The 19855-nt window shown below is 61.9% G+C and carries 15 protein-coding genes; 7 read left to right on the top strand and 8 right to left on the bottom strand.

The genetic code is table 11. From position 1 onward, the window contains the following. Positions 1-77: 77 nt before the first annotated feature. Together AC07OV_RS15560 and AC07OV_RS15565 are read right to left on the bottom strand one after the other, a co-directional pair. On the bottom strand, positions 78-965 hold the full coding sequence (locus tag AC07OV_RS15560; protein ID WP_495092522.1) for a DMT family transporter: 888 nt from the start codon (positions 963-965) through the stop codon (positions 78-80). A gap of 52 nt (positions 966-1017) precedes the next feature. Continuing rightward, positions 1018-2643 (bottom strand): methyl-accepting chemotaxis protein, encoded by a 1626-nt coding sequence (locus tag AC07OV_RS15565; protein ID WP_495092523.1) that lies wholly within the window; start codon positions 2641-2643, stop codon positions 1018-1020. A gap of 400 nt (positions 2644-3043) precedes the next feature. Between AC07OV_RS15565 and aceK the strand changes: the two genes are divergently transcribed. The 5 genes from aceK to AC07OV_RS15590 all read left to right on the top strand — a co-directional run bounded on the left by aceK (position 3044) and on the right by AC07OV_RS15590 (position 11329). Beyond that, positions 3044-4753 (top strand): bifunctional isocitrate dehydrogenase kinase/phosphatase, encoded by a 1710-nt coding sequence (aceK, locus tag AC07OV_RS15570; protein WP_495092524.1) that lies wholly within the window; start codon positions 3044-3046, stop codon positions 4751-4753. 217 nt (positions 4754-4970) lie between these two features. Next, a complete protein-coding gene (hrpA, locus tag AC07OV_RS15575) occupies positions 4971-8882 on the top strand; it encodes an ATP-dependent RNA helicase HrpA (protein WP_494997585.1) in 3912 nt (1303 codons plus the stop codon). Positions 8883-9246: 364 nt separating this feature from the next. After that, a complete protein-coding gene (locus AC07OV_RS15580; protein ID WP_495092525.1) occupies positions 9247-10368 on the top strand; it encodes a beta-ketoacyl-ACP synthase III in 1122 nt (373 codons plus the stop codon). Positions 10369-10487: 119 nt separating this feature from the next. Then, positions 10488-11102, top strand: a complete 615-nt coding sequence (locus AC07OV_RS15585; RefSeq protein ID WP_176996277.1) for an RNA polymerase sigma factor — start codon at positions 10488-10490, stop codon at positions 11100-11102. Further along, on the top strand, positions 11096-11329 hold the full coding sequence (locus tag AC07OV_RS15590) for an anti-sigma factor family protein (protein ID WP_178925562.1): 234 nt from the start codon (positions 11096-11098) through the stop codon (positions 11327-11329). The genes AC07OV_RS15585 and AC07OV_RS15590 overlap by 7 nt, the downstream gene beginning before the upstream one ends. A gap of 122 nt (positions 11330-11451) precedes the next feature. Here the strand turns inward: AC07OV_RS15590 and AC07OV_RS15595 are convergent, their stop codons facing one another. Then, positions 11452-12774, bottom strand: a complete 1323-nt coding sequence (locus AC07OV_RS15595) for a putative porin (RefSeq protein ID WP_495092526.1) — start codon at positions 12772-12774, stop codon at positions 11452-11454. 282 nt (positions 12775-13056) lie between these two features. Here AC07OV_RS15595 and AC07OV_RS15600 point away from each other — a divergent pair, with 282 nt between their 5' ends. Next, positions 13057-14181 carry a GNAT family N-acetyltransferase gene (locus AC07OV_RS15600; RefSeq protein WP_495092527.1) on the top strand — a complete coding sequence of 375 codons (1125 nt, stop codon included), beginning with the start codon at positions 13057-13059 and terminating at the stop codon, positions 14179-14181. 91 nt (positions 14182-14272) lie between these two features. On the opposite strand, the gene aqpZ is transcribed toward AC07OV_RS15600, so the two are convergent. The 5 genes from aqpZ to AC07OV_RS15625 form a co-directional block, all read right to left on the bottom strand. Beyond that, complete coding sequence (aqpZ, locus tag AC07OV_RS15605) at positions 14273-14974, bottom strand: aquaporin Z (RefSeq protein ID WP_176996271.1); 702 nt, start codon at positions 14972-14974, stop codon at positions 14273-14275. A gap of 275 nt (positions 14975-15249) precedes the next feature. Continuing rightward, complete coding sequence (locus AC07OV_RS15610) at positions 15250-17082, bottom strand: ABC transporter ATP-binding protein (RefSeq protein WP_176996270.1); 1833 nt, start codon at positions 17080-17082, stop codon at positions 15250-15252. An 83-nt stretch (positions 17083-17165) separates the two neighbouring features. Next, positions 17166-17729 carry a peptidylprolyl isomerase gene (locus AC07OV_RS15615; protein ID WP_176996269.1) on the bottom strand — a complete coding sequence of 188 codons (564 nt, stop codon included), beginning with the start codon at positions 17727-17729 and terminating at the stop codon, positions 17166-17168. A gap of 3 nt (positions 17730-17732) precedes the next feature. After that, positions 17733-18536 carry an alpha/beta fold hydrolase gene (locus AC07OV_RS15620; RefSeq protein WP_495092528.1) on the bottom strand — a complete coding sequence of 268 codons (804 nt, stop codon included), beginning with the start codon at positions 18534-18536 and terminating at the stop codon, positions 17733-17735. 14 nt (positions 18537-18550) lie between these two features. Then, entirely contained in the window at positions 18551-19474 is a 924-nt protein-coding gene (locus tag AC07OV_RS15625; protein WP_495092529.1) for a LysR family transcriptional regulator, read from the bottom strand. A 49-nt stretch (positions 19475-19523) separates the two neighbouring features. Here AC07OV_RS15625 and AC07OV_RS15630 point away from each other — a divergent pair, with 49 nt between their 5' ends. Further along, complete coding sequence (locus AC07OV_RS15630) at positions 19524-19838, top strand: 3-phosphoglycerate kinase (protein ID WP_176996266.1); 315 nt, start codon at positions 19524-19526, stop codon at positions 19836-19838. Positions 19839-19855: the final 17 nt, after the last annotated feature.

The following is a 19855-nucleotide window of genomic DNA, read 5'->3' on the forward strand; positions in this document are numbered from 1 at the left end:
CGCCCCCTCGCCCCCCCCCCCCCCCCCCCCCCCCCCCCCCCCCCCCCCCCCCCCCCCCCCCCCCCCCCCCCGGGCTCCTACAGGATTTTTTTAGGGCGCAGCACCAGCCAAAGCGCCCCCGCAATCAACACCCCGCCATACAGATGCGCCATCGACAACGGCTCATCCAGCAGCAACGCCCCCCACAACACACCAAACGGCGGAATCATGAAGGTCACCGTCATCGACTTCACTGGCCCGATGGACGACAGCAACCGGAAGTAAAGAATGTAGGCAAACGCCGTGCACACCAGCCCGAGCCCCAGCAACGACAACCACACTTGCCAACCACCCCAGTTGGCGGGCGGATGGCTGATGGCGCTGTAGGCAAAGAACGGCAGCAGGAACAACGTCGCGCCGAGCATGCTGCCCAACGCTGACAGGCGACTGTCCAGCCCCCCGCGCTGATCCAGCCAGCGCCGCGCCAGGAACCCGGCGAAGCCGTAGCATGTGGTCGCCAGCAGGCAGGCCAGCGCACCCATCAACAATTGCAGGTCAAACGCCACCGGCCCGGCGCGGGTCAGCACGCCCACGCCAAACAGGCCCAGGGTCACGCCGGCGATTTTCGACGGAGTGAGGCGCTCGCTGAAGAACAACCCGCCGATCAACACACCCATCAACGGCGTGGTGGCGTTGAAGATCGCCGAGTAACCCGCTGGCAGCACCTGGGCCGCCACCGAGTACATGGTCGCGGGGATCCCGGAGTTGATCACCCCCAGCAGCAACACCGTCTTGAACTTGCCCTGGAAGTCCCAGTTCACCCGCATCACCGCCAGGATCACCAGCAAACCGGCGGCGGCAATCGACACGCGAAAAAACGCCGTCGGCACGGTGCCGATCTCCGGCGCGATGATGCGCATGAACAGGAAGCTGGCGCCCCAGATAGCAGCCAGCCCCAGCAGGTACAAGGTGTCGACAGGTCTCACGAAATACTCCTACATCCATCAGGCGGCGAGTGTTGCACGACGCCTTGACGGATTACAGGACAAACCGTGTGACCAGCCCATTCAGGTCCACCGCCAGGCGCGACAATTCCTGGCTGGCGGCCGAGGTCTGCGTGGCGCCGGCAGCCGTTTGGGTGGACAGATCGCGGATGTTCACCAGGCTGCGGTCCACTTCGCGGGCGACCAGCGCCTGCTGCTCGGCGGCGCTGGCGATCACCAGGTTGCGCTGACTGATCTGCGAGATGGCGGCGGTGATTTTTTCCAGCGCGCTGCCGGCGCTGTTGGCTCGTTGCAGGGTCTGGCCGGCGTGTTCGGCGCTGCTGTTGAGCGCCTCGACGGTGCCTTGGGTGCCTTGCTGGATACCGGTGATCATCTGCTCGATTTCTTCGGTGGAGTCCTGGGTACGTTGGGCCAGGGAACGCACCTCATCGGCGACCACCGCAAAACCACGCCCGGCTTCACCGGCGCGGGCGGCTTCGATGGCAGCGTTCAGTGCCAGCAGGTTGGTTTGCCCGGCGATGCCGCGGATCACTTCCAGCACCTTGCTGATGTCCTGGGCTTGCACGGCCAGGCCTTCGGCCTTGGTCGAGGCACCGAGCACTTCGTCCACCAGATTCTGGATCGAACTGATGGTTTCGCTGATCTGGTAGTGGCCGTGCTTGCTGTCCTCATCGGAGGCCTTGGACGCCTCGGCGCTGGACACCGCATTGCCTGCCACCTCGTCCACCGCTGCGCTCATCTCGTTCACGGCCGTGGCGGCTTGTTCGATTTCATCGTTCTGCGCCTGCAGGCCGCGGGTGCTCTGTTCCATCACTGAACTCATCTCTTCGGCGGCAGAGGCCAGTTGCTGCGCCGACTCGCTGATGCCACGGATGGTGGTTTGCAGTTGCACCTGCATGGTGGAGAGGGCAGTCAGCAGTTGGGCCGGTTCGTCCTGCCCGTGCACCACGATCGGCTGGCTCAAGTCGCCACCGGCGATGGTGCGGGCCACGGCCAAGGCCTGGCCGATGGGCGCCGTGATGCTGCGGGTCAACAGCCAGGCCAACAGCAGCGTGGCAATCAGGGCACACAGGATGATCAGGCCGACCACCCACTGGGCGTTGGTGTACATCTGCGCGGCCAGGCCGGCGGCGTCTTCCACGCCTTTCTGGTTGAAGGTGATCATGTCCTCCAGGCTTTTATTGAGGACGGTGCCCTGGGGGGCCAGGCGGCTGGTGAGCAAGTCGATGGCGTCTTGCTGCTGGTCCTTGTCGACCAGCGCGACCATCTGCCCGACGATGGTCACATAGGTGTTCACGTTGGCCTTGAGCTGCGTGAGCATCTCGCGTTCTTCATCGCCGCTGAGCAGGTCTTGATGGTGGTCGAGCAAGGTTTGCAGTTCGCTGCGCTGGCGAGTGATCAGGCTTTTGCTGTTATCCCGCACCCGAGACTCGTCGGTGGTCGCCAGGCGCAGGGCTTCCAGGCGGATGCTGGCGATACAGGCGGCGGCGTCGTGGATGCTCTCGATGCTCGGCATCCACGAATCTTCGATGACCAGTGCACTTTCGCGCAGCTTGGCCATCTGCCCCAAGCCAAACAGGCCGACAATCACCAACATGCTGGCCAAAACCCCAAAACTCAGACTGGCACGCAATCCGATCCTCATGTTCCTCAATGACATCTCAATGCTCCTTGGGCGATTAGAACCTGTTCCCGGATCGGTCTTCAGACCTTGTTAGGGTGGGAGAGGGCGCGCTATATATCAAAGTGCCACTAAGGTGGTAATCAGGGTTTCCCTTACGCTGTATCAAGATGGTTACAAACGGTGAACTTCAGTGACATAGCGGGTTTTACCGTGCAAAAGCGCCAAGCCCCGCCGATTCAGGCGTGCAGGTGAAGACGGGTAGCGAATCGTGCGACTTTTTGGTGCATTTACTGACCGAGTGGTCGAATTATGAAAATTGAAAATAAATGTACCAAGTGCGCAAACCTGTACAACCTGCCGCGAAAAATCCTCCTTCTCCTGCTTCTATTCACTGGCTAAGCTCAGGGCTTCCAGATGCCCGCCAGAGGTTTCCCGCATGTCGCAATCCGCCCCCGCCATCGCCCGGATGATCCTCGATGGTTTTGACGACTACCGTGAGCATTTCCGCCAGATCACCGACGGTGCCCGCGAGCGGTTCGAGAAGGCGCAGTGGCAGCTAGGGCAGGCGGCGTCGGCGGCGCGGATCAACCTGTATGAAGAAAAGGTCGGCGAAGTCACGGCGCGCTTGCGAGCCAGCTTCGACGAGGCGGTGTTGTTGGAGGTGGGCGCGTGGCCCCTGGTCAAAAGCGCCTACATCGGCTTGATCGACCTGCGCTTTGACGATGAGCTGTCCGAGACCTGGTACAACTCGATCTTCTGCGGCCTGTTCAGCCACGACCTGATCAGCGACGGCTGCATGTTCATCCACACCACCCGGCCCAGCCTGCGCCGGGCGCGGGCGGCGCAAACCCGCACCTACACGCCAAATGGCAAGATTGCCCAGATGCTGGCGCAGGTGTTTGCCGACTACCGCTTCAGAGAACCCTACGCCGACCTGCCAGCTGATCTGCGTCGCCTTGAAGCCCAGCTACGGGAAAACCTGCCGGACTGGGTGTGCAAAGACCCTGACCTCAATGTCGAGTTGTTTTCCTCGGTGCTCTATCGCAACAAAGGCGCCTACCTCGTGGGCCGCCTCTACACCCGCGACGAGCAGTGGCCGCTGGCGATCCCGTTGCTGCACCGCGAGGGGCGCGGCATCCAGATCGATGCGCTGATCACCGACGAAGCCGACGTGTCGATCATCTTCTCCTTCACCCGTTCCTACTTCATGGTCGACGTGCCGGTGCCGGCGGAATTCATCGGCTTTCTCAGGCGCATCCTGCCGGGCAAGCACATCGCCGAGCTGTACACCTCCATCGGCTTCTACAAGCACGGCAAGTCGGAGTTCTACCGCGCGCTGATTAACCACCTGGCCACCACCGATGATCGCTTCATCATGGCCCCGGGCGTGCGTGGCATGGTCATGAGCGTGTTTACCCTGCCGGGCTTCAACACCGTGTTCAAGATCATCAAGGACCGCTTTTCGCCGTCGAAAAACGTCAACCGCGCCACGGTGATCGAGAAGTATCGGCTGGTTAAAAGTGTCGACAGGGTCGGGCGCATGGCTGATACCCAGGAGTTCGCCGATTTTCGTTTTCCCCTGAGCAAGTTCGAGCCCGACTGCCTGGCCGAACTGCTGGAAGTCGCGGCCAGCACCGTCGAAGTGGAGGGCGATACGGTGCTGATCCGCCACTGCTGGACCGAACGGCGCATGACCCCGCTCAACCTCTACCTCGACAACGCCAACCCCGCCCAGGTACGCGAAGCCCTGGAAGACTACGGCCTGGCCATCAAGCAATTGGCGGCGGCGAATATCTTCCCCGGTGACATGCTGCTGAAAAACTTCGGCGTCACCCGCCACGGTCGCGTGGTGTTCTACGACTACGACGAAATCTGCTTTCTGACCGAAGCCAACTTCCGCCATATCCCTGCGCCGCGCACCCCCGAGGACGAAATGGCCTCCGAACCCTGGTACTCCATAGGCCCGCTCGATGTGTTCCCCGAGGAGTTCCCGCCGTTCCTGTTCGCCGACGCCAGCCAGCGCCAGCTGTTCGATGAGCTGCACGGCGAGTTGTACAACGCCGACTACTGGAAGGGCCTGCAGGAAGCGATTCGCGCGGGCAAGGTCATCGATGTGTTCCCGTACCGGCGCAAGGACCCGCTCTAACGCCTGCTCCTTGTGGGAGGGCTTGTGTGGGAGCGGGCTTGCCCGCGATAGCGGTGTATCAGGCGGTAGAGGTGTTGCTGACAGATCGTAATCGCGGGCAAGCCCGCTCCCACATTTGATTGGGTTTATCCTTGATGCCGCTCAGCCGCCTGCCAGACGAGACGCTTTTCTGCCACACTTGCCGGCCGTGCCTATACAGATGACCGTCAAGTAGCTGATGACTGACCAAGCGCCCACTATCGACCAACTGCTCAAAACCCTCGATCACGCCATGCTCGCCGACCGCCACCGCTTGCGGCGGCAATTGCTTGAGCTGCGCAAAAAGCCCGACGAGGACAAGTTGGCGCAATGGGTGGCGCGCATGCAGGCCTCCTGCGCCCAGGTTACGGCGCGGCGTGCCAGCCTGCCGTTGATCCGTTATGACGACAGCCTGCCGATTGCCGCCAAGCGTGATGAAATCAAAGAGGCCTTGAACAAGCACCAGGTGCTGATCATTGCCGGCGAAACCGGCTCGGGCAAAACCACCCAGCTGCCGAAGATCTGCCTGGAAATTGGCCGTGGCCAGTTCGGCCTGATCGGTCACACCCAGCCACGCCGGATCGCGGCGCGCAGCGTGGCCAGCCGGGTCGCCGAAGAACTGGGCACGCCACTGGGCGCGCTGGTCGGCTACCAGGTGCGCTTCGAAGACCAGAGTGATTCCAACACGCTGATCAAGCTGATGACCGACGGCATCCTGCTGGCGGAAACCCAGAACGACCGCTACCTGGAACGCTACGACACGATCATCGTCGACGAAGCCCACGAACGCAGCCTGAACATCGATTTCCTTTTGGGCTACCTGAAGACCCTGCTGCCGCGTCGCCCGGACCTCAAAGTCATCATCACCTCGGCGACCATCGACCTCGAGCGCTTCTCCAAGCATTTTGACGACGCGCCGATTGTCGAGGTGTCGGGCCGTACCTTCCCGGTCGACACCTGGTATCGCCCGCTGACCCTGGAACAGGACGAGGAGGGCAACCGCGTCGAGGACGACCTCACCGTCGACCAGGCGATCCTCGCCACCCTCGATGAGATCGCCGCCTATGAGCGCAGCGAACGGCGCAGCCCCGGTGACGTGTTGGTGTTCCTGCCCGGCGAGCGCGAGATCCGCGACGCCGCCGACATGCTGCGCAAGGCCCAGCTCAAGCACACCGAAATCCTGCCGCTGTACGCACGCCTGTCGCCGGCCGAACAGCAGCGCATTTTCCAATCCCACCCGGGCCGCCGTGTGGTGCTGGCCACCAACGTTGCGGAAACCTCGCTGACCGTACCGGGCATTCGTTATGTGATCGACAGCGGCACCGCACGCATCAGCCGCTACAGCTACCGCGCCAAGGTGCAGCGCCTGCCGATCGAGGCGATTTCCCAGGCCAGTGCCAACCAGCGTAAAGGCCGTTGCGGCCGGGTTGAGCCGGGCATTTGCGTGCGGCTGTACAGCGAAGAAGATTTTATCGGGCGCCCGGAATTCACCGACCCCGAGATCCTGCGCACCAACCTCGCTGCCGTAATCCTGCAGATGCTGCATTTGCGGCTGGGCGAGATCACCGACTTCCCGTTTATCGAGCCACCGGATGGCAAGGCCATCAGCGACGGTTTTAACCTGCTGCAAGAACTCTCGGCGGTGGACCGCAACAGCCAGCTCACGCCATTGGGCCGCCAACTGGCGCGCCTGCCGGTGGACCCGCGCATGGGTCGCATGCTGCTCGAAGCGGCCAAGCTCGGCAGCTTGCAGGAAGTGCTGATCGTGGCCAGCGCCATGTCGATCCAGGACCCGCGCGAGCGCCCACCGGAGCGTCAACAGGCCGCCGACCAGGCCCACGCACAGTGGAAGGACACGGACTCGGACTTCGCCGGGCTGGTCAATTTGTGGCGCGGTTTTGAAGAGCAACGCCAGGAACTGACCGCCAGCCCGCTGCGCAATTGGTGCCGCAAGAACTTCCTCAACTACCTGCGCCTGCGCGAGTGGCGTGACTCCCATCGTCAGTTGAGCTTGATCTGCCGTGACATGCAGCTCACCCTCAACAAGGACCCGGCCGACTACCCGAAACTACACAAGGCCGTGCTCTCCGGCCTGCTCAGCCAGATCGGCCAGAAAACCGAAGACGGTGACTACCTGGGCGCGCGTCAGCGGCGCTTCTGGATTCACCCGTCGTCGGGCATCGGCAAGAAGCGTCCGCAATGGCTGATGACCGCCGAATTGGTGGAAACCACCAAGCTGTATGCACGCATGGTGGCCAAGATCGATGCCGACTGGATCGAACCGTTGGCCGGGCACCTGATCAAGAAAAACCACTTCGAGCCCCATTGGGAGAAGAAGCGCGGCCAAGTCGTGGCGTTTGAACAGATCACCTTGTTCGGGCTGATTGTGGTCGGGCGCCGGCCGGTGCATTACGGGCCGGTCGACCCGGTGGTGTCCCGCGAGTTGTTTATCCGTGAAGGCCTGGTGCGGGGTGAGATTCAGTCCCGCGCCAAGTGCCTGGCGGCCAACCAGCAACTGCTGGAGCAACTGGATGAGCTGGAAGCCAAGGCGCGTCGGCGCGATATCCTGGCCGATGAAGAAACTCTCTACGCGTTCTACGACGCGCGGCTGCCGGCCGAGATCCACCAGACCGCCACGTTCGACAGCTGGTACAAGGTCAACAGCCAGAAGAACCCGCAGCTGTTGATCATGCGCGAAGAAGACGTACTGGCCCGCGAGGCCAGTGAGGTCACCGCCCTGCATTACCCGGACACCCTGCACCTGGGTGACCTGGAACTGGCGTTGAGTTACCACTTCGAACCCAACCACCCCCGCGACGGCGTGACCCTGCGCGTGCCGGCGCCGCTCTTGCCAGCCTTGCCGCCGGAGCGCCTGGAATGGTTGGTGCCGGGGGTGATCGAAGCCAAGTGCATCGCCCTGGTGCGCAACCTGCCCAAGGCCCTACGCAAGAACTTCGTGCCGGTGCCGGACTTCGTCAAGGCCGCGCTGCAACGCATCGAATTCGGCCAGGGCTCGTTGCCCCAGGCGTTGGGCCGCGAGTTGCTGCGCATGACCGGTGCGCGGGTCAGCGATGAAGCCTGGGCCGAAGCGGCGCAGCAGGTGGAGAACCACCTGAAGATGAACCTGGAAGTGGTCGACGGTCAGGGCAAGTTCCTTGGCGAAGGCCGCGACCTGGCCGAACTGACCGCGCGGTTCGCCGAGGCCAGCCAGGCCGCGTTGGCCGTGCCGCAAACCGCAAAGAGCCAGCAACCGGTGGAGGCCAAGGTGTTCGCGGCAGTGGCCGAGAAGACCCAGCAAAAAATCGCTGGCCTGTCGATGACGGTGTACCCGGCATTGGTGGAAGAAAACGGCACGGTCAAGGAAGGGCGTTTCTCCACCGCCGCCGAGGCCGAATTCCAGCACCGTCGTGCGTTGCAGCGTTTGCTGATGCAGCAATTGGCGGAACCGGCGAAATTCCTGCGTGGCAAGTTGCCGGGCCTGACCGAACTGGGCCTGATGTACCGCGAACTGGGGCGCATTGATGCGCTGGTGGAGGACATCCTGCTGGCCAGCCTCGACACCTGCGTGCTCGAGGGCGAAGCCAGCCTGCCACGTGATGGCGCCGGGTTGGCGGCGTTGGCCGAGCGCAAGCGCGGCAGCTGGACCGAACACGCCGAGCGCCTGGCGCGCCTGACCCTGGAGGTGCTGAAACTCTGGCATGGCCTGCAAAAACGCTTCAAGGGCAAGATCGACCTGGCCCAGGCCGTGGCCTTGAACGATATCAAGCAGCAGCTCAGCCACCTGGTCTATCCCGGTTTTGTGCGGGAAACCCCGGCACAATGGTTCAAGGAATTGCCGCGCTTTCTCAAGGCCATCGAACTGCGCCTGGAGAAGCTGCCGAGCCAGGTGCAAAAGGACCGGGTGTGGAGCGGAGAGCTGGCGGGCCTGTGGACCCAGTACGAAAACCGCCTGAAAAAGCATGCCCAGGAAGGTAAGCGCGACCCCCAGCTGGAGCTGTACCGCTGGTGGCTGGAGGAATACCGGGTGTCATTGTTTGCTCAGCAGTTGGGCACCAAAGTGCCGATTTCCGACAAGCGCCTGAGCAAGCAATGGTCTTTGGTCGAAGCCTGATACATCCCCTGTAGGCGCTGGCTTGTGTGGGAGCCGGGCTTGCCCGCGATAGCATCACCTCGGTGTGTTGGTCACACCGCGGTGATGCTATCGCGGGCAAGCCAGCTCCCACACAAGCCAGCTCCCACATTTTGAATGCATTCCAAGGCAAACCGGTGTTTGTCCGCAGATAGCGCCAAATATCGAGGTTTGTGGCAAACTTCGCGCCTATAAATGCCGGGATCGTCGTGACAGGCTGGTGCGCAGCCACGGCGCGATGGAATAAAGCGTTGCCAGTTTGATGCCCGCTGGACGGCATCGAACGACTTAAAGTTTGGTACGACGGTACCAATATCTTCTGCCTGACAGATTTAGAGGAACGACCGTGCATAACGTCGTCATCAGCGGCACCGGCCTGTACACCCCGGCCAACAGCATCTCCAACGAAGAGCTGGTGCAGTCTTTCAATGCTTACGTGCAACAGTTCAACAGCGACAACGCCGCCGCCATCGAGCGTGGTGATGTGCAGGCGCTGACCGAATCCAGCGCGGCGTTCATTGAAAAAGCATCGGGTATCAAGAGCCGCTTCGTGATGGACAAGGACGGCATTCTCGACCCGCAGCGCATGGCCCCGCGCCTGCCCGAGCGCAGCAACGACGAGTGGTCGGTGCTCTGCCAGATGGCCGTCGGCGCTGCCGAACAGGCCCTGCAACGTGCCGGCAAGACCGCGGCCGACATCGACGGCGTGATCGTCGCCTGCTCCAACCTGCAGCGTGCCTACCCGGCCATCGCCATTGAAGTCCAGGAAGCCCTGGGCATTGAAGGCTTCGGCTTTGACATGAACGTGGCGTGCTCGTCGGCCACCTTCGGCATCCAGAACGCCGCCAACAGCATCCAACTGGGCCAGGCCCGGGCGATCCTGATGGTCAACCCGGAAGTCTGCACCGGCCACCTGAACTTCCGCGACCGCGACAGCCATTTCATCTTCGGCGACGCGGCCACGGCGGTGATCCTGGAACGCGCCGACCTGGCGACGTCCGAGCACCAGTTCGACGTGGTAAGCACCAAGCTCCTGACCAAATTCTCCAATAACATCCGCAACAACTTCGGCTTTCTCAACCGCACGGCGGAAGAGGGCATCGGCGCGCCCGACAAGCTGTTCGTGCAGGAAGGCCGCAAAGTCTTCCGCGACGTGTGCCCGATGGTGGCCGAACTGATCGGCGTGCACCTGGAAGAAAACCAGCTGAACGTGGCTGACGTGAAGCGCTTCTGGCTGCACCAGGCCAACCTGAGCATGAACCACCTGATTGTGAAAAAACTGCTGGGCCGCGAAGCCACAGTGGAAGAAGCGCCGGTGATTCTCGATACTTACGCCAATACCAGCTCGGCCGGTTCGGTGATTGCCTTCCACACCTACCAGGACGACCTGCCCAAAGGCTCCGTCGCGGTACTGAGCTCCTTCGGTGCGGGCTATTCGATTGGCAGCGTGATCCTGCGCAAACGCTGATCTGCTGGCCAATGTGGGAGCTGGCTTGCCTGCGATGACGAGGGTGAATTCACCGCCGCTATCGCAGGCCAGCCAGCTTCCACAGGTATCGGATTTCCACAGCAGGATTGAGGTAGACAATGGCAGCAGCGGACGACACGCACCTGCTTGAACGGCTGCTCAAGGGTGAGCAACGCGCCTACAAGGAGCTGGTCACCACCTACCAAAGCGCCATGCGTGCGGTGGCCTACGCCATCGTCGGCCAGCGCCATGCCGATGAAGTGGTGCAGGACGCCTGGCTGTCGGTGGTGCGCAACCTGGCCAAGTTCGAAGGGCGTTCCAGCCTCAAGACCTGGCTGCTGACCATCACCGCCAACTCCGCCAAGGGCCGCTACAAACAGAATCGCCGCGAAGTGCTGCTCGATGACTTGCCGTCACCCCACGGCACCATCGGCGATGACCGCTTCGTGCCGGACGATGGCCATTGGGCGGTCGCGCCGTATGCCTGGCACCAGGACACGCCCGAGGCTCTGTTGACCGAGGATGAACTGCGCAAATGCCTGGAACATACAATCCTGAGTTTGTCCGAGTTGCAAAGCAGCGTACTGGTGTTGCGTGAACGCCAGGGGTTGGAGTTGGAAGAAATCTGTAATCTTCTGACGCTCTCGCTCTCCAATGTCCGTGTGCTGTTGCATCGAGCACGGCTTAAAGTCTTCGCCACGGTGGAGCATTTTGAGGAAACGGGCGAATGTTGACCTGTAAAGAACAAGTGGCGCGGTCCAGTGATTATCTCGACGGGCAATTGACCTTTCGCGAGCGTCTGCTGGTGCGTCATCACTTGATGTTCTGCCCCAACTGCCGGCGGTTTATCCGCCAGATGCGCCTGATGCAGGCGACGCTGAAGATCATGCCGGAGGAACCGGTCAAGGATGTGGATGCGTTGGCTGAACGCCTGGCAGCCGAGCGGCTGAAGGATCAGTAAAAGCGGGGGGTAAAGGCAGACTCGCGTGACGGAGTCGAACGGATGATGGGGACCGACCCAACCACGCGAGGCTGTTAAAGGCACCTCGGGCCGTCCTGGCCCAAGGCGTATTACGTGCTAAATCAGAACTTGGCTTCAGCATCCAACTGCAGGGTGTTGGTGTTGGCGTCGCGCTGAGTACGGCTGGAGAAGTCAGCCTTGGTCAGGAAGTACGTGGCGCCCAGGGCGAAGTTCTTGTCGATGTCGTAGCTGACCTTGAACTTGTGGCCACGCGAACCCGTGGTGCCGTTGGCGAAGTCCGAGTCGGTGAAGGCACCCACGACCGCGTTACGCTGAATGTCGCGGTAGTTGTAGTCCAGGTTGAAACCGAACACCTTGGACTTGGCACCCAGCAACCAGGCGGTGTCCTGATCGGTCACGGCGTCGTTGTTCTTCACGTACTGGCCGTAGAAGGCCAGCGGTACTGCCAGGCCACCGATGTCAGCCTGGGCAAAACCTTCATACAGGCGGAACTGGTTGTCGGCGGAGTTGCCGTTGACGGCCAGTGCGCACGGCGTCGTGGTGGTGGTGCAGCGGCTGTCCTTGTCGTTCTGGTAGGCGTAGACGCTGCCGCCCAGGGTCAGTTTCAGGTTGTCGGTGACCGAGAAACGAGTCCCCAACTGGCCGGACGTCAGACGCAGGTCGTGACGGAATTGCACGCCGTCGCCGTCGACGTTGTCCTTGAGGTTGTAGTTACCGATGCTGCCGAACAGCTCGGCGCTGCTACCCAGAGGGTATTTGTAGGTCAGTGCCAGACCTTCAGGGTTGATGTCGCTATCCCAGATCACGTCGCCCATGTTGACCCACGGTTGCAGCATCTTGCCGCCAATCACGTGCAGGTTCTTGATCTGGTCAGGGTGGTAGTCGATGTAGCCGAGGTCCAGCCAGATCGACTTCTTGTCGAAGTAGTTGTCCTGGTCCTGGTTAGTGGAGCGAGCGTCGTCGCTGCTACCGGTGGCGATACGGATGCCGGTATCAACCTGGGAGTTGATTTCGGTGTACGCGCCCAGGCGGGCACGGATGCGCTGACGGTCCTTGTCGCGGCCGCCGTTGTTGGATTCGCCCTGGATCTTCACGGTTTCCTGACGGAAACGCACGTCACCCTTGAACTGAGTCTTGGCAGCCCAAGCCAACTTCTGGTCGAAGCTGCTCAGCTCGTTGGTTTTTTTCGCGGTGGCCGCGATCTGCTCGTTGGTCTCTTGTTGAGCTTGCTGTGCGATCTGCTTTTCTTTCTGGTCTTTGGCCAATTCCGCTTGCAGCTCGGTGTACTGCGAAGCGGTGATCTGGCCGTTGGCCTTGAGCATGTCGAGCAATTTAGCGTCGACTGCGGCGTTGGCCGGAATGCTCAGGGCCAGTAGCAGGCCGCCACACAGGAGCGCCGCAGTTTTAGTGGAAGCAAGACGCATATCAATCTCCGAAAGTGAGGAGGGATGGCAAACCATCCAGGACACAACCGACCGATTTCGGACGGACAAGTAGCCGCTCGGTATAACCGGGCGCTCTAAAAACAGGCGTCAGTATCACGATCGTTTATGACGGAGCAGTGGCTAAGTGATGTCATGTAGATGACAAATAATTTAAGAAGGAACTAACTGGCACGGGTTTTGTCGCGCCATTTGAAGGTGTGCGAACCCCGGCGATAAGCGATACTCGCCAGGCTTTCACGCCCCGACGTAGTGAGGATGCCGATGCCGTTGCAACGCCTGGACAGCCTGTCCGAAATCGCCCCGCAGGCCTGGGATGCCCTGGTGCCGCAGGCCCAGCCGTTTGTGCGGCATGCTTTCCTGAGCGCGCTGGAAGACAGCGCCAGCCTGGGCCCGCAATCGGGCTGGCAGCCGGAGCATTTGCTGCATTGGGAGGGCGAACGCCTGGTGGCGGCGTTGCCCAGTTACCGCAAGTGGCATTCCTACGGCGAGTACGTGTTCGACCATGGCTGGGCGGACGCCTGTGAGCGCGCCGGTATCGACTACTACCCCAAGCTGCTCACGGCGGTGCCGTTCAGCCCGGTCAGCGGGCCGCGTCTGCTGGCGGCGAATGCTCAGGACGGCTTCGAGTTGCTCAAGGCGTTGCCGGGCTACCTGGAAATCGAAGGGCTTTCCAGCGCTCATATCAACTTCACCGATCCATTGGCCGACGAAGCGCTGGCACAACAGCCGGGCTGGTTGCAGCGCCTGGGTTGTCAGTTTCACTGGCAGAACCGTGGCTATCGCGACTTCCAGGACTTTCTCGACGCCTTGAGTTCACGCAAGCGCAAACAGATGCGAAAAGAGCGCGAGCAGGTGGCGGGGCAGGGCATCGCGTTCGAATGGCTGCAAGGCCATGAACTGAGTGAGGCGCAGTGGGATTTTGTCTACGCCTGCTACGCCAATACCTACGCGGTACGTCGCCAGTCTCCCTACCTGACCCGCGCGTTTTTCAGCCTGCTGGCCGAGCGCATGCCCGAAGCGATCCGCGTGGTGCTGGCCAAACAAGGCTCACGCCCGGTGGCGATGGCGTTCAGCCTGATCGGTGGCGACAGCTTCTACGGCCGCTATTGGGGTTGCCTGGCCGAGTTTGACCGCCTGCATTTCGAAACCTGTTTCTATCAGGGCATGGACTACGCCATCGCCGAAGGCTTGCAGCGTTTCGACGCCGGCGCCCAGGGCGAACACAAGTTGATTCGCGGGTTCGAGCCGGTGATCACCCGCTCGTGGCACTACCTGCGCCATCCCGGGTTGAAGAATGCCGTGGAGGATTTTCTCGAGCGTGAACGCGTGGGCATTCATGCGTATGCCGAAGAGGTGCGGGCAGCGCTGCCCTACCGCCAGGCATAAGGCGAATGTAGTGAGCGGGCTTGCCCCGCGCTGCGGTGTGTCAGGTGGACCGCGGCGCGGGGCAAGCCCGCTCACTACAGAGCCCGTGTGTTCAGGCCGGCTCCTCCTTGCCGAGCCATCGATAGGTCACGCCGCCAATCACCGCGCCCAGGATCGGCGCGAGCCAGAACATCCACAACTGCTGGATCGCCCACCCGCCGACGATCAGCGCCGGGCCCGTGCTGCGAGCCGGGTTGACCGAGGTGTTGGTCACGGGAATGGAGATCAGGTGGATCAACGTAAGGGCCAGGCCGATGGCGATGGGCGCTAGGCCCGGTGGGGCACGACGGTCGGTGGCGCCGAGGATGATCAGCACGAACATCGCCGTCATCACCAGCTCACAGACAAACCCCGCTGCCAGGGAATAACCTCCCGGCGAATGCTCGCCGTAGCCGTTGGACGCCAGGCCGCTCGCCAGTTCGAAGCCTGGTTTGCCGCTGGCGATGAAGTACAGGAGCGCAGCAGCGACGGTGCCGCCGATGACCTGCGCGATGATGTACGCCGGTAACTCCCTGGCCGGAAACCGCCCGCCCACGACCAGCCCCACCGAGACCGCCGGGTTGAGGTGACAACCGCTGATATGGCCGATGGCAAACGCCATGGTCAGCACCGTGAGCCCGAACGCCAGGGCCACACCCAGCAACCCGATCCCGACTGCGGGGAATGCTGCGGCCAACACCGCGCTCCCGCAACCGCCCAACACCAGCCAAAACGTACCTAACCCCTCCGTCACTGAACGTTTGAACAAAGACATGAAGCCCGTCCTTGATAGATCGCTCTACCGAATCAGTAAATCAGTGATGCTCCCTGCAGATTTACTACAGCGCCCGTCTGGGCACTGCTGTGAGTACAGCACGGTTGCGCCACAATTCCAGGCCATAAAAAAGCGCCAGGCCCCTTTAAAATCGGGACCTGGCGCTATTCAAACTGTAGGAGCCGGCTTGCCGGCGATGGCGGCCTGGAACAATGCGGTGATCTTCCGGGCCTCATCGCCGGCAAGCCGGCTCCCACAGTGGGGGCGGTGTTGGGTCAGTCGATACCGACGAACCCCCCGGTCTGGTGATGCCACAACCGCGCATACAGCCCGCCATGGGCCAGCAGCTCGGCATGGCTGCCACTCTCGGCGATCTGGCCTTTCTCCAGCACCACCAGGCGGTCCATGCGCGCAATGGTCGACAACCGGTGCGCAATCGCAATCACCGTCTTGCCTTGCATCAGGGTTTCCAGGCTCTCCTGGATCGCCGCTTCCACTTCCGAGTCCAGGGCCGAGGTGGCTTCGTCCATGATCAGGATCGGCGCGTCCTTGAGCAGCACGCGGGCGATGGCGATGCGTTGGCGTTGGCCACCGGAGAGTTTCACCCCGCGCTCTCCCACATGCGCGTCCAGCCCGGTGCGGCCTTCGGCGTCCGACAGCAAGGGGATGAACTCATCGGCCCGCGCCTTGTGCACGGCAGCCCAAAGCTCTTCGTCGGTGGCGTCCGGCTTGCCGTACAACAGGTTGTCGCGGATTGAACGGTGCAGCAGCGAGGTGTCCTGGGTGATCATGCCGATCTGTTCGCGCAACGACTCCTGGGCGACTTCGACAATGTTCTGGCCGTCGATCAGGATACGCCCGCCTTGCAGGTCGTAAAGGCGCAGCAGCAGGTTGACCAGGGTTGATTTACCGGCGCCTGACGGGCCGATCAAGCCGATCTTTTCGCCGGCCTTGATCTCAAGGTTCAGGCCGCCAATGATCCCGCTCTTCTTGCCGTAGTGGAAATCCACCTGCTCAAAACGCACTTCGCCGTGGGGCACACTCAGGCGCGGGGCGTTCTCGCGGTCGATCACGGCCAACGGCTGGGCGATGGTTTTCAGGCCGTCCTGCACCTGGCCGATGTTTTCGAAAATGCCGTTGACCACCCACATGATCCAGCCGGACATGTTGACGATACGAATCACCAAGCCGGTGGCCAGGGCGATCGCGCCCACGGAGATCAGCGACTGCGTCCACAACCACAGGGCCAGGCCGGTGGTGGTCACGATCAGCAGGCCGTTCATGCTGGTGATCACGATGTCCATGCTGGTCACCACGCGGCTGGCCAGTTGGGTTTTCTCGGTCTGCTCGACGATCGCTTCCTTGGCGTACTCCTGCTCGTAGCTCGTGTGGGCGAACAGCTTCAGGGTGGTGATGTTGGTGTAGCCGTCGACGATGCGGCCCATCAGCTTGGAGCGCGCCTCGGAGGAAATCACCGAGCGCTCCTTCACGCGGGGCACGAAGTAACGCAGCGCCAGGCTGTAGCAGATGATCCAGGTCACCAGCGGGATCATCAGGCGCCAGTCGGCTTCGGCAAACAGCACCAAGGCGCTGATGGCGTAAATTGCCACGTGCCAGATCGCGTCCACGGCCGCCACGGCGGAGTCGCGCAGGGAGTTGCCGGTTTGCATGATGCGCTGGGCGATACGCCCGGCGAAGTCATTCTGGAAGAAGTTAAGGCTCTGTTTGAGCACGTAGCTGTGGTTTTGCCAACGGATCAGGCTGGTCATGCCCGGACTGATGGTCTGGTGCACCAGCAGATCGTGCAGGGCGCCAAAGATCGGGCGCAACAACAACGCAACCACGGCCATCCAGATCAGCTCGCCGCTGTGGATCTGGAAGAAGTCTGCGGGCGGCGTGCCCTGGGCCAGATCGATGATGCGGCTCAGGTAGCTGAACAGCGCCACTTCGATCAGCGCGCCGATCAGGCCTACCACCAGCAAGGCGGCAAAATGCGGCCACACCTGGCGCAGGTAGTAGAGGTAGAAGGGCAGGACTTTATCGGGAGGGGCCGCGCTGGGAGCGTCGCGGAAGATATCGATCAGTTGTTCAAAACGACGATAGAGCATTAGGGTTGACGCCCGCCTGGCGGGCTCTCCTGTTCAAATGCGCGCGGCGCCTTGTGGGCACCGCGCGAAGCTACCTGCAGACCTCAGTCGATGCGCTTGGCCGACTTGATCACGACAGGATCGATTGGCACGTTCTGCATGCCCTGCTTGGTGGTGGTCTGGGAGTTGACGATGATGTCGACCACATCCATGCCTTTGACGACCTTGGCGAACACGGCATAGCCGGCGTCGCGGCCCGGGTCGAGGAAGGCATTGTCAGCCACGTTGATGAAGAACTGGCTGGTGGCGGAGTTCGGGTCATTGGTGCGCGCCATGGACAGGGTGCCACGCACGTTATGCAGGCCGTTGCTGGCCTCGTTCTTGATCGGCGCATCGGTCGGCTTTTGCGACATCTGCGCGGTGAAACCGCCGCCCTGGACCATGAAGCCCGGGATCACACGGTGGAAAATCGTGTTGGTGTAGAAGCCCTTGTCGACGTAGGCCAGGAAGTTCTTGGTGCTGATCGGCGCCTTGACCGGGTCCAGTTCGATTTCGATGTCACCGTTGGTGGTGCTGATCAGCACGTGCTGAGCCTTGGCAGGCTCGGCCGCCATCAGGTTGGCAGCGAACAGAACGGAACCGGCAAAGAAGGCGATTTTTTTCAACATGGGTCAGTGATCCTGGGTAGTGGTTTCGACTGTCTTTAGAAAATCGAGCAGGGTAGCGTTAAAGACTTCGGGTTGATCCAAGGGCGTGGCATGGCGGGAATCCTTGATGACCACCAGCCGCGCATCGGGCAGCAGTTTTACATAGTTTTCTTTCTGCGCCACGGGGGTGTAGTCGTGGTCGGCGCTGATGACCAGCGTAGGACAGGCAATTCGGGAAAGTTGTTCCTGCACGCCCCAGCCCACAATCGCATCGAAGCTGGCGAGATAAGCACGTTTGTCGTTTTTTGCCCAGCGTTCGGCCATCTTGCGGCGCAGGTCGGCCTGCTCGGGTTTGGGAAATAGCCGATCGCCCAGAGCCTTGCCAATGGTGGCCAGGCTGAGCAGCCGTGCCAGGCTCCAACGCTTGGCCCATTGCCAATAATCATCGGCGCTGCGCACCTTGACCTCGGGGGCGCTGTTGACGATGCACAGGCTCTTGACTTGGCTCGGTTCGTCCACCGCCAACTGGAAGGCGATCATGCCGCCCATGGACAAGCCCACCACATGGGCGGGCGGCAGGTTCAGGTGTTCGATCAGCGCGAGCAGGTCAAAGGTAAAACCCTGGATGCTGTAGCGTTCGCGGGGTTTGTCGGAGCGCCCATGGCCACGCACGTCCACCACGATCAGGCGGTAGTGCTTGGCCAGTACGGGGATCTGCAGTTCCCAGTCCTGGCTGCTGGAGCCCAGGCCGTGGATCAGGATCAGCGGTGTGCCGTGGCCGTATTCCTCGTAGTGCAGGCTGCAGCCTTCATGGTCGAACCAGGCCATGGGTGAACTCCGTTTCAGGCTTGTTGTGGCGCGGCGAAAGGTGTATCCAGGGGCGCGGTGTCAAAGGTGCGCAGCAGATCGATCAGGATCTGCGTGGCCGGGCCCAGGGGTTTGTCCTTGTTCGAATACAGGTAGAAGGTCGGGTTGCGGCTGCCGCCCTTTTCCAAGGGTAGCTGCTTGAGCAGGCCCTCGCGGAGTTCGCGCTCGATCATGTGCCGGGGCAACCAGGCAAAGCCCAGGCCGCTGCTGACGAACGTGGCGGCGGTGGGCAGGCTGCCGACGGTCCAGCGTTGCTCGGCGCCGAGCCAGCCTACATCGCGTGGCTGCTGGCGGCCGGAGTCACGGATCACCACCTGCATCTGGCTTTCCAGGTCCTGGAAGCTCAGCTCGCGGTTCAGGCGGTGCAACGAATGGTCGGGATGGGCCACGGCGATAAATTCCACATCGCTCATTTCCGTGCCCAGGTAACCCGGGATGATGAACCCGCTAATGGCCAGGTCGGCCATGCCATCGAGCAACAACTCCTCGACACCCGACAGCACCTCTTCACGCAAGCGCACACGGCAGCCCCGGCTTTGCGGCATGAAGGCGGTGAGCGCGCGCACCAGGCGTGCGTTGGGATAGGCGGCGTCCACCACCAGGCGTACTTCGGCTTCCCAGCCTTGTTCCATATGATGGGCAAGGTCTTCCAGCTGGCTGGCGTTCTTCACCAGTTGTCGGGAGCGGCGCAACAGCACTTCACCGGCATCGGTCAGCACGGCCTTGCGTCCATCGATGCGCAACAGCGGCACGCCGAGCTGGTCCTGCATGCGGGCCACGGTGTAGCTCACCGAGGACTGCGAACGGTGCAGCGCTTCAGCCGCCTGGGCGAAGCCACCGTGGTCGACCACGGCTTGCAGCGTGCGCCATTGATCAAGGGTAACGCGGGGCGCTTTCAAGATGAGCTCCTCTTGTCCTAAGCTGGCGGTCCTTATTGGAGACTGCCGAATGAGAAAATTCTGTTGTGTGTTGTTGGCGATGCTGCCGCTGAGCGCCTTTGCCTACCCCATCGACGTGACGAAAAAGATCGACGGCGTGAAAGTGGACTACACCGCTTCCGACGTGGACGGCGACATCAGCTCGATCCAGCTCAATAACTACGGCACCAACGATGCGGTGTGCTCGGTAACCTTCACCAATGGCCCGGAGTCGCCACGTAACCGCAAGGTCACGGTGCCCGCCGGTAAAAGCACCAACACCACGGTCAAGTTCAGCCGCGCCATTATCAAGATGCGGATCGCCCTGGCCTGCGCACCGAAATAAAGCAATGGCGGAGCATG

This window comes from Pseudomonas sp. GW821-FHT09A09 (assembly GCF_059418405.1).

What these genes read in the sequence shown, in the direction of transcription:
- AC07OV_RS15610 (WP_176996270.1), bottom strand. Translation starts at nt 17,082, where the DNA reads ATGCTCTATCGTCGTTTTGAACAACTGATCGATATCTTCCGCGACGCT.
- AC07OV_RS15615 (WP_176996269.1), bottom strand. Translation starts at nt 17,729, where the DNA reads ATGTTGAAAAAAATCGCCTTCTTTGCCGGTTCCGTTCTGTTCGCTGCC.
- AC07OV_RS15600 (WP_495092527.1), top strand. Translation starts at nt 13,057, where the DNA reads ATGCCGTTGCAACGCCTGGACAGCCTGTCCGAAATCGCCCCGCAGGCC.
- aceK (WP_495092524.1), top strand. Translation starts at nt 3,044, where the DNA reads ATGTCGCAATCCGCCCCCGCCATCGCCCGGATGATCCTCGATGGTTTT.
- AC07OV_RS15595 (WP_495092526.1), bottom strand. Translation starts at nt 12,774, where the DNA reads ATGCGTCTTGCTTCCACTAAAACTGCGGCGCTCCTGTGTGGCGGCCTG.
- AC07OV_RS15590 (WP_178925562.1), top strand. Translation starts at nt 11,096, where the DNA reads ATGTTGACCTGTAAAGAACAAGTGGCGCGGTCCAGTGATTATCTCGAC.
- AC07OV_RS15565 (WP_495092523.1), bottom strand. Translation starts at nt 2,643, where the DNA reads ATGTCATTGAGGAACATGAGGATCGGATTGCGTGCCAGTCTGAGTTTT.
- hrpA (WP_494997585.1), top strand. Translation starts at nt 4,971, where the DNA reads ATGACTGACCAAGCGCCCACTATCGACCAACTGCTCAAAACCCTCGAT.
- AC07OV_RS15620 (WP_495092528.1), bottom strand. Translation starts at nt 18,536, where the DNA reads ATGGCCTGGTTCGACCATGAAGGCTGCAGCCTGCACTACGAGGAATAC.
- AC07OV_RS15585 (WP_176996277.1), top strand. Translation starts at nt 10,488, where the DNA reads ATGGCAGCAGCGGACGACACGCACCTGCTTGAACGGCTGCTCAAGGGT.
- AC07OV_RS15630 (WP_176996266.1), top strand. Translation starts at nt 19,524, where the DNA reads ATGAGAAAATTCTGTTGTGTGTTGTTGGCGATGCTGCCGCTGAGCGCC.
- aqpZ (WP_176996271.1), bottom strand. Translation starts at nt 14,974, where the DNA reads ATGTCTTTGTTCAAACGTTCAGTGACGGAGGGGTTAGGTACGTTTTGG.